This window comes from Microcystis sp. M_QC_C_20170808_M3Col (assembly GCF_007095505.1).
GTDB lineage: Bacteria > Cyanobacteriota > Cyanobacteriia > Cyanobacteriales > Microcystaceae > Microcystis.
Map to the genome: position 1 here is coordinate 1 of NZ_SFBY01000070.1, position 9,789 is coordinate 9,789.

General features: G+C 43.4%; 8 protein-coding genes. 3 read left to right on the plus strand and 5 right to left on the minus strand.

The window, feature by feature from the left end:
- Positions 1 to 316 precede the first annotated feature (316 nt).
- Entirely contained in the window at positions 317 to 1,081 is a 765-nt protein-coding gene (gene hisF / locus EWV84_RS03590; protein ID WP_002787034.1) for an imidazole glycerol phosphate synthase subunit HisF, read from the minus strand.
- 23 nt (positions 1,082 to 1,104) lie between these two features.
- Here hisF and ruvB point away from each other — a divergent pair, with 23 nt between their 5' ends.
- Both ruvB and EWV84_RS03600 read left to right on the plus strand, forming a co-directional pair.
- Positions 1,105 to 2,181, plus strand: coding sequence for a Holliday junction branch migration DNA helicase RuvB (ruvB, locus tag EWV84_RS03595; protein ID WP_287076507.1), 1,077 nt, complete (start codon positions 1,105 to 1,107; stop codon positions 2,179 to 2,181).
- Positions 2,182 to 2,509: 328 nt separating this feature from the next.
- Entirely contained in the window at positions 2,510 to 3,286 is a 777-nt protein-coding gene (locus EWV84_RS03600) for an RNA polymerase sigma factor SigF (protein WP_287076509.1), read from the plus strand.
- Positions 3,287 to 3,633: 347 nt separating this feature from the next.
- Here EWV84_RS03600 and EWV84_RS03605 read toward each other — a convergent pair whose 3' ends face one another.
- The 3 genes from EWV84_RS03605 to EWV84_RS03615 all read right to left on the minus strand — a co-directional run bounded on the left by EWV84_RS03605 (position 3,634) and on the right by EWV84_RS03615 (position 6,335).
- Positions 3,634 to 4,794, minus strand: a complete 1,161-nt coding sequence (locus tag EWV84_RS03605) for an aminotransferase class V-fold PLP-dependent enzyme (protein ID WP_287076511.1) — start codon at positions 4,792 to 4,794, stop codon at positions 3,634 to 3,636.
- A gap of 17 nt (positions 4,795 to 4,811) precedes the next feature.
- A complete protein-coding gene (locus EWV84_RS03610; protein WP_287076513.1) occupies positions 4,812 to 5,117 on the minus strand; it encodes a transcriptional regulator in 306 nt (101 codons plus the stop codon).
- Between the two features lie 84 nt (positions 5,118 to 5,201).
- On the minus strand, positions 5,202 to 6,335 hold the full coding sequence (locus EWV84_RS03615; protein ID WP_286825288.1) for an RNA polymerase sigma factor, RpoD/SigA family: 1,134 nt from the start codon (positions 6,333 to 6,335) through the stop codon (positions 5,202 to 5,204).
- 571 nt (positions 6,336 to 6,906) lie between these two features.
- Here EWV84_RS03615 and priA point away from each other — a divergent pair.
- Positions 6,907 to 9,396: a primosomal protein N' gene (gene priA / locus EWV84_RS03620; RefSeq protein ID WP_287076516.1), complete on the plus strand. Its 2,490-nt coding sequence runs from the start codon at positions 6,907 to 6,909 to the stop codon at positions 9,394 to 9,396.
- A 53-nt stretch (positions 9,397 to 9,449) separates the two neighbouring features.
- On the opposite strand, the gene EWV84_RS03625 is transcribed toward priA, so the two are convergent.
- Positions 9,450 to 9,789, minus strand: a 340-nt coding sequence (locus tag EWV84_RS03625; protein ID WP_287076518.1) for a DUF4351 domain-containing protein, incomplete at its 5' end; no start/stop codon positions are given.

Below are 9,789 nucleotides of genomic sequence, written 5' to 3' on the forward strand. Positions count from 1 at the left end.
TGAACGAAACCCCTTACTATCTGTTGTCAAGGTTCAGTTTTTAGCTTGGTTATCGCTTTTTCCATTGTAGCTTAAAGCCGTCCTCAAAGGACGGGGTTTTAACCCAAATTTTCGATAAACCGCCCGCAAATTTAAATTGCTTGTTGAGATTAGGCAAGAGGCAAGCGGCAAGAGGCAACAGTAAGCGGTTAAAATGTGTCTTAGCTTAGGTCTAAACCTTGCTCTTCTTGGGTTGCAGCCTAAAGAAATCCTTTTCCCGAAAAACCGACTTAATCACTAGATTAAGTTCTGCAAATCTTGCCCTCATTTTCCCTGGCTAACGCACGGGTACTTGTTGATTTTGCAGATAATTTTTGACCTCAGCGATGGTTAATTGACCATAATGGAGCAAAGAAGCCAATAAAGCCGCTTCTGCCCGCCCTTCCGTCAATGCTTCGTAGATGTGCTGACAATTGCCCGCTCCTCCAGAGGCAATCACAGGAATCTCCACCCTTTCAGCGATCGCTTTTGTCAAGGCCAGATCGTAACCCGCTTGCGTGCCGTCGGCATCCATACTGGTAACTAACAACTCACCCGCCCCGCGTTTTTCCACTTCTTGGGCCCATAATAAAGCATCAATACCCGTATTTTCGCGTCCACCCCGAACATAAACCTCCCAACCGGGGTTATGCCCATCCTTGCGTCGTCTAGCATCAATCGCCACCACAATACACTGTTTTCCAAAGCGATCGCTGGCTCGATCGAGCAATTCCGGCTCGCGCACGGCAGCCGAGTTAATGCTGACTTTATCGGCCCCGGCTCTTAACAAATTTTTAATATTTTCTAAGGATTGGATACCGCCACCCACTGTCAGAGGAATAAAAACCTGTTCCGCCGTACGATAGACTACATCAATAATCGTGTCCCGATCTTCATGGGTAGCAGTAATATCAAGAAAAACCAACTCATCGGCCCCTGCCTGATTATACAAGCGAGCTAACTCCACGGGGTCGCCAGCATCCTGAAGATTGACAAAATTAACCCCTTTAACCACCCGACCTTTATTGACATCCAAACAAGGCAAAATCCGCTTCGCTAACATATCCTAGACTCTTGATTGTAACAATGGCCATCAAACGATCGCACAATTCCCCCCCGGCTGCCGAGGAAAATCTGCTCACTCCCAATCCCACTATAGAAGAAACGGAAAAAGCAGCAGCGCAGATTCGTCCCCAATCCCTAGAGGATTATATCGGTCAACAGGACTTAAAGGCTAATCTAAAAGTCACCATCGCCGCAGCCAAAGCTAGACAAGAAGCGATCGATCATTTGCTCTTCTACGGACCGCCAGGATTAGGAAAAACCACCATGGCTTTAATTTTAGCGGCCCAGATGGGAGTAAATTGCCGCATTACCGCCGCCCCCGCTTTAGAGCGTCCCCGGGACATTACCGGCATCCTGATCAATCTTCAACCCCGGGATATTCTTTTTATCGACGAAATTCATCGACTGAATCGGGTGACGGAGGAGTTATTATACCCAGCGATGGAGGATTATCGCCTGGATGTGACGATTGGCAAGGGTCAAGCGGCGAAAATTCGCAGTATTTCTTTACCTCCCTTTACTTTAATCGGTGCTACTACCAAAGTTGGCTCTTTAACTTCCCCTTTACGCGATCGGTTTGGCCTGATTCAACGTCTGCGTTTCTATACAATCGAGGAATTGACGGCAATTATTCTCAGAAGTGCCACTATTTTTAATATTCCCATTACTGAAGCGGGTGCGATCGAAATTGCCCGTCGCAGTCGGGGAACTCCACGCATTGCCAATCGTTTATTAAAACGAGTACGCGACTATGTACAGGTGAAGGGAGAAACGGTGATTACTCCCCAGTTAGCTGATCAGGGATTAAATGAATTAAATGTGGATTCTATGGGTTTAGATTGGACCGATCGATTAGTATTAAAGACGATGATCGAACAGTTTCAAGGTAGGCCCGTGGGATTGGAAGCGGTAGCGGCAGCCACGGGAGAAGATGCCAAGACGATCGAGGAGGTGTATGAGCCTTATTTATTACAAATAGGTTATCTTAATCGTACTGCCCGGGGTCGCGTAGTCACGGCAGCCGCCTACGAACATTTAGGCCTACTGGCGAAATCGCCGAAAAATAAGGATCGGAGTTTACCTTTGTTTGAGTTGTAGTTTTCTAGATAGGGCTGGCTGAATAAATCTGAAAACCTTGTTGGATTAAGACTTTTCGGGGGAAAATTCACACCCCACACCCCACACCCCACACCCCACACCCTAAAACCCTAATTACCTGGGTTTTAGCTTATTGGTGTCTTTAAATACCGGCTTGACTGCGTGAAATCACACAAGTCTTTATATAAAGGTCTTATCATAGTGATAGTAGCAAATTACATTGTTGTGATTGCTTGCCGCTTCTCATCTAGACTGTATTGGGATTGGTCAAAGCTAATTGCAATAGTGATCTTTTATAGTCAATATTTTTTAAGTCTGTTAGCGCCCTATGTCTGTCGTAAATCAAGAAAATCTTAAACTCGAAACTCTCACCCTGTTTCAAAAATACCAAAAAACAGGAGATAATAAGTTACGGGATCAAATTATGGAGTTAAACCTAGGATTAGTCAGAAGGGAAGCTCATCATTGGGTCAATCAATGCCATGAAAATTACGAAGATTTAGTGCAAGTTGGCTGTATGGGACTAATTCGGGCGATCGAGCGTTTTGACAGCAGCAAAGGTCATGCTTTTAGTTCCTTCGCTATTCCCTATATTCGCGGCGAAATTCAACACCATCTGCGCGATAAAGGTTATACAGTTCGTATTCCTCGTCGTTGGTTAGATTTAGGCAGACAAGCGGCCAATGTGCGTCGGGATTTCCAAACTGTCCACAACCGTCAACCCAATGATACGGAAATCTCCCTCGCTTTAAATATTTCGATCGAAGAATGGCAAGAGGTAAAACTGGCTTTCCAAAACCGTGAACCCCTCAGTCTCGATGTGACGGTTAATAACGATGAAGATAATAATACTTGTTTAAAAGACCTCGTTCCCGATCCCCGTTATCGCAGCTTTCAACTTTGTCAAGAGGATCGCATTCGTGTACAACAAGCTCTCGCTCAATTAGAAGAGAAAACCCGTCATATTCTCGAATTTGTCTTCCTTAAAGATCTTACTCAACGGGAAACCGCCGAACAATTAGGTATTAGTGTCGTTACCGTCTCCCGTCGGGTGAAAAAGGGTTTAGAAATGCTCAAGGAAACTATGATCCAAGAGGCATTTTAGCAAAATTATCGGTTCTCATAAGTAGGGTCTGCAGCAAAAAGTTTTTCGTGGGGGTAGGGTGTGGGGTGTGGGGTGTGGGGTGTGGGGTTTTACCCATTTTCAGGGGGTCAATTACCTAATTTTCAGGGAAAAAGTGCCTAATATTATCCAACAAGGTTTTTAGATTTATTCAGCAAACCCTAAGTAGTCGTGCAAAATTAATTTCCTAGTCGAGACTTCGAGACTCCGAGACAGCTATCAGGGATCGGATTTGATACCAAATCCATTTTTAATAGCATCATTAACTCCCAATCGAACTTTAAAAACTCGGTTATGGATTGTTTCTCCCCGCTCCAGTGATCTGGTACTTATCTTTGCCCAAATAGCAAGGAATTTAAAACCCCAGCTAAATATTCATACTGCTCGCTCGAATTATAGTAGTGAGCAGAAATCCTAACAATTAATGATGCTTCTCCCCAAGGAATTATCGGCACTTCAATCTGATATTCTTCCCACAGTTGTCTAGATAAATCTTCTGCTGCCCAAGCATAACTAGGAATTAGAATTGAAGACATCGATCCGATCATCGATTCTGGACAGGGATAATTGACCTCTAAGGCACAACAAAGCAAATTTCTGGCTTTTAAAACCAAATTACGATTCCTCGCCATCAGACCCAGTAAACCATCAATAGAGAGAGAATTTAAAAACTCGATCGCTTTTGGCACTGATAAATAAGCACTGGGATCATCGGTTCCCATCCAAGCAAATTCTAACTGAAAACGGGAGCGATCTTGTCGAGGAGAATTCGCTCCATGGCTAATAGTTAAAGGTCGAATTATTGCCTGTTTATCCCCGCGCACATAGAGAAAAGCAGCCCCCTTGGGACTACATAACCACTTATGACAATTAGCAGTATAATAGGTGGGATTAATTGCCCCGATATTAAGGGGTAAAAAACCTAAAGCATGAGCGCCATCGATGAGAGTATCAATACCCCGATTATTTAATTCTTGCACAATTTCTGCGATTGGCCAAATTAAGGCCGTGGGACTGGTGACATGATCTAAAACTACTAATTTTGTCCGGGGAGAAACTGATGCTAAAATTGCTTGACTAATTTCTAAAGGAGACTGCACGGGAAAGGGAATTTTAGCGATAATTACCTTTAAACCCCATCTTTTAGCTATATGTTTAACTGCATTAGCACAAGCATTATAGGTCTGATCGGTGATCAGAATTTCCTCATTTTCCTGAAAAGTTAAGGAATTTAATACCGCATTCACTGCTGTGGTTGCATTGGGAACAAAGACTAAATCATCGCTATTTACGCTGACTAAATCCGCTAATTTTTGCCTGGCAATATCTAATAAACCCTCTAATTCTCTCCCCAAAAATGCTAAAGGTTGCCTTTCCATTCGTTCCCGCAATTGTTGCTGATAATCCAAGACTATTCTAGGGGTTGCACCATAGGAACCATGGTTGAGAAAATAAATATTGTCGGGAATTAACCAAGAATTTTTAGACATATTGAATTAATTTCAAATTATTCAAAACTAGAAAAAATAGCTGAAAAATTGCCTATTATATTCAGCTTCTGACTAGCTAGTATATTTATGACATAACCACCCATGGGTTGAAAACGATGAATAATTTCAGTGACAAAAGTTTCTCCATCTCTGAGAGGATGATTTTCTGATGCAAAGATAGCTTCATCTATTTTTTGCCGAATATCTTCTCTCCATTCTGCATCAGTTATTTGTTCGTATTCATCTTCGGGAGATTGATATTTTCCCGTTTTCACTTTCTCTTGGATTAGATGCTCTTGTTGTCGGGTAAGATGTAGGTTCATAGGTATTATGGCCATCTACTGGGTATCGACAAAAAAAGCTCTCCCAGAAAGAGGAGAGAGGAGAGAACGAGTTAGAAAAAATTATTAATGTAACCATCCTTTCAGACGACGAGCAACTTGAGGACGACGTAATTTTCGCATCGCTTTACTTTGAATTTGACGTACTCGTTCGCGAGATAAATTGAACATTCCCCCCACTTCCTCTAGGGTATAGGGTTGACTGGTAGCTAAACCATAACGGAGGGAGATAACATCTTTTTCCCGTTCCGTGAGAACATCACTTAAAACTGCGAAAATTTCCTGACGCATCATCATCTCATTCATTTTATCTTCGGGAAGTTGTAGATCATCATCTTCCAACAGATCCACTAATTCCGTATCTTCTCCTTTCCCTACACGATGATTTAAAGAGAGAGATTGACGACGCAATTGTAATAATTGCCGCAATTGTTCAGGAGTCATTTCTAACGCTTCTGCGAGTTCCCGTTCATTGGGATTGCGCTGTAAATCTTGCTTGAGAATGCGCTGCGCTTTTTTGAGTTTATTGAGTTTTTCGACAATGTGAATCGGTAAACGAATCGTGCGCGCATCGTTAGCAATGGTGCGGGTGATTGCTTGTCGAATCCACCAATAAGCATAGGTAGAGAATTTATAACCTTTATTGGGATCGAATTTTTCGGCCGCACGGTTGAGTCCGATCGCACCTTCTTGAATTAAATCTAAGAAAGGAACTCCGCGATTTAAATACCGTTTAGCGATAGAAACCACCAAGCGCAAATTAGAACGAATCATTTTCCGTTTAGCTGCTCTTCCCCGATAAAGACGGTTTTCCAGTTGACGTTCATTATCTAATTGTAAAGCACTTGCCCATTCCGTTTTCGTCGGGGGACGATGTAAATTTTCTTGCAGTTTTTGGCGCACTTCTTCCGCTTCCATGAGAAACTTAACCGAGTGGGCTAATTCAATTTCTTCTTCCGCATTAAGCAGGGGATAACGGGCCATTTCTTTAAAAAATGCCCCAACAGTATCTTCATTGTTACCTTGAGCGTATCCTGTTCCACTACCCCCACGAGTGGTTTTTAGGGTTTCCGGTAAAGGTTCAGTCAGATCTTCGTCAGTTCTTTCAGCAAAATCCACGCTGTCTAGTTCTAAAGGACTTGTCTCCAGGGCAATGATTTGATTAAAATTATCATCAGAGGCCAGTTTAGAGATTTTCATAAGCAGTTATTCTGGGTATGGATGGAGTGGGGTTATAATAGCGGGGAAAAACTCGGTTTCTCCCAATGGGCTGATTGTTACATTGAATTTTCGGGGAGCAGATTTTTTAAACGTTTTCTTAATTAATGGCGGCCATTTCTGGGATATAATTGTGCGATTCTGTGTCGATGGTTACAAATCGCCGAACCAGACAATAAGATTTTCTGGTGAATGGGAGGAACTTTTTGTGTTTCTACTCATACACTCTAACTAAGGTTTTCGGTATTTGACTAGGTAAAGATCACGCTTCTTAACAATCAAGATAGCAGTCAGCTTTTTATTACTATTCTTCGCTTTTCCTATTGATAACTATTCTCAACTTTCCCTAACTATGCTTTCATTAAATAGCTAATAGCCAATAATTATCATTTGGGGAGACTGCAAGAGCTAAAAATGCAAATTTGTGGGCAAAAAAGCAATATTTAAACTGTTTTTAGAGAAAATTAGCTAGTTTTATTCCCCTCAAGCTTTAAACTATAATTTAAATACCCCATTCTCCCCACTTCCCACTTCCCACTGATAACTGATAACCATGCTCGATCGCCATGCTACCCTAACTGTAGCGGAACCTCGCACACCCTACCAATTAACCACCACCCCGCAACTGTGGTTAGAGGTTTTGGTCGATCGTCCTTATCCTAGAGATAGTCAAGAGGATGAGCAAATATTAACCTATAGTATCCCCCCGTATTTAACGGTAGAAATCGGCGATATTTTAAGCGTTCCCTTTGGTTCTCAGGTAATTGGGGGAATTGCCCTCAGATTTATCGAAAATTTGCCCCCAGGACTAGAAGAAAATCAAATTCGTCCCGTGGAAGATGTGATTACTAAGGGTTTTTTTCCTGATAATTATTGGCAGTTATTGACGAAAATCGCCCAATACTACGCTACCGATTTAATCACCGTTGTTCGCGTCGCTTTACCCAAGGGTTTACTGCGAAGTTCCCAACGTCGCATCAGATTAAAACCCGATGCGATTCCCCCCGGTGCGGAAGTTTTTTGTACTCCCCTCTCCCGTCAGATTTTATCCCTGCTCAAAAATCAAAAAGAAGGCGATTATTCGGCGAAATACCTGCAAGAAAAACTAAAAAATGCTAATTACGGTATTCGAGACTTAGTTAAGCGCGGTTGGGTAGAAAGTTATCTAGAAGCACCCAAAAGTACCAATATTAAACAAAAAAAAGCCATTACCCTGCTAATAACCGACTTTCCTGCTGATTTAACCGAAAATCAGCGCAAAATTGTCGAAATTCTCCGTCATCAGGGAGGAGAAATGTGGCTGCCGGAATTGGTACAACTTGCAGGGACAAAACATTTTAAACCGCTCATTGACAAGGGTTATGTGGTGATTGAGGATCGGGAATTTCTGCGCTTATCCTCGGCGATTATGAGCAGGGATCAACCAAAAACCCTCACTCCTAGCCAAAAACAGGCAATAGAAACCATTCAAAACCTGAAAGGTGGTGAAAGCGTCCTCTTACACGGAGTGACGGGATCGGGTAAAACAGAAGTCTATCTACAGGCGATCGCACCTATCTTAGCAGCGGGTAAATCTGCCTTGGTTTTAGTCCCCGAAATTGGATTAACACCGCAACTAACCGATCGCTTTGTGGCCCGTTTTGGCGATCGAGTCTATGTTTATCATAGCGCCCTCTCGGAAGGAGAAAGATACGATACATGGCGACAGATGTTAACAGGAACCCCGCAAGTCATTATCGGGACGAGATCGGCGATTTTTGCCCCTTTACCCCACCTAGGCATGATTATCCTCGATGAAGAACACGATAGCAGCTTTAAACAAACCCAATTACTTCCCACCTATCACGCGCGTACCGTGGCTAAATGGCGCGCTCAATTAAACCATTGTCCCGTAATTTTAGGCTCGGCCACGCCATCTTTAGAAACATGGCTAGAATCTCAAGATAATCCCTGTCTTTACCTATCTTTGCCCGATCGCATCCAAAATCGCCCCTTACCGCGGGTGGAAATCGTCGATATGCGACGGGAATTGCAACGAGGCAATCGTTCCCTATTTAGTCAATCCCTGCGTTCATCTCTGGAAACCCTGCGCGACAAGGGAGAACAGGGAATTTTATTCGTCAGTCGTCGGGGACATAGTACGTTTGTATCTTGCCGAAGTTGCGGTTATGTGCTGGAGTGTCCCCACTGTGATGTCTCCCTCTCCTACCACCACACCGAACCGGGAGCGCAAGAATTACTCCGCTGTCACTACTGCAACTATGGTCGCATTCATCCGAAACAATGTCCCGAATGTGGTTCTCCCTATCTGAAATTTTTCGGTACTGGCACTCAGCGAGTCACCCAAGAATTAACCAAAGAATTTCCTGATTTGCGTTGCTTGCGTTTTGATAGTGATACCACCCGCAATAAAAATGCTCCCCGGGAACTATTAAAACAATTTACTGATGGGGAATTCGATGTCCTAGTGGGAACCCAAATGCTCACCAAAGGATTAGATATCGATCGAGTTACCCTAGTGGGAGTAATGGCAGCCGATGGCTTACTTTATCACTCCGATTATCGCGCCTCCGAACGCGCTTTTCAAACCCTCACTCAAGTAGCAGGGAGAGCAGGAAGGGGAGAAAGAGAAGGAAAGGTCATTATCCAAACCTATACCCCCGAACATCCCGTGATTAGAGCAGTGCAAACCCACGATTATGAGGGTTTTGTCGAGACGGAATTAATGCACAGAGAGAGTTTAAATTATCCTCCCTACGGTAGTTTGGTATTAATTCGTTTTAGCGGTTTAGATGGGGAAGCGGTGCAGAAAAGTGCCGAAAATGTAGCGGAGGAATGTGTTAATAATTTCGGTTCCGATTGGGATATTTTGGGACCTGCACCCGCAACAATTATGCGCGTGGCTAACCGTTATCGCTGGCAAATTCTGTTAAAATCATCGGGAGACAAGGCTGATATCGGTGGTCTTTTTCGTCCTCTGAAAAGCTTAGTTTTACCCAAGGTAAGTATGGCGATCGATGTGGACCCCTTAACTATAGAATAATCAAGGATGGATGATGCGCTCGCAACGCGCTCGCTACGCGAGATCGCTATTGCTCACGAATGCAACCAGTTATCTAAATCTGTCAAGGTGTCAAAGTCTAATAAAGCGAGTCCTAAGTCTTCTAATCGCTCCACAGGAAGGCTGCGGATGATTTCTTCTAGATTCTGGGGTATTTCCCCGAAACGTCGCTGAAGAAGGCGAATGAGTAAATACGCTTCTCCCTGTTGTCTTCCTTGTTGAATACCTTGTTGTACCCCTTGCTGTAGTCCTCTTGTAAGTCCCTCTTGAACCGCTTGTTCTCTATCCTGTTGGTAAAGTGGAGCTAAACGCATAATAAACTGCCTATCCTCCTGTGTTTTTTTCGATAACGCTTCTAGATTTCTACTCAGATTA

Excerpts from the sequence above, each read along its gene's own strand:
- priA (WP_287076516.1), top strand. The coding sequence starts at position 6,907 with ATGCTCGATCGCCATGCTACCCTAACTGTAGCGGAACCTCGCACACCC.
- EWV84_RS03600 (WP_287076509.1), top strand. The coding sequence starts at position 2,510 with ATGTCTGTCGTAAATCAAGAAAATCTTAAACTCGAAACTCTCACCCTG.
- EWV84_RS03610 (WP_287076513.1), bottom strand. The coding sequence starts at position 5,117 with ATGAACCTACATCTTACCCGACAACAAGAGCATCTAATCCAAGAGAAA.
- ruvB (WP_287076507.1), top strand. The coding sequence starts at position 1,105 with ATGGCCATCAAACGATCGCACAATTCCCCCCCGGCTGCCGAGGAAAAT.
- EWV84_RS03615 (WP_286825288.1), bottom strand. The coding sequence starts at position 6,335 with ATGAAAATCTCTAAACTGGCCTCTGATGATAATTTTAATCAAATCATT.
- hisF (WP_002787034.1), bottom strand. The coding sequence starts at position 1,081 with ATGTTAGCGAAGCGGATTTTGCCTTGTTTGGATGTCAATAAAGGTCGG.
- EWV84_RS03605 (WP_287076511.1), bottom strand. The coding sequence starts at position 4,794 with ATGTCTAAAAATTCTTGGTTAATTCCCGACAATATTTATTTTCTCAAC.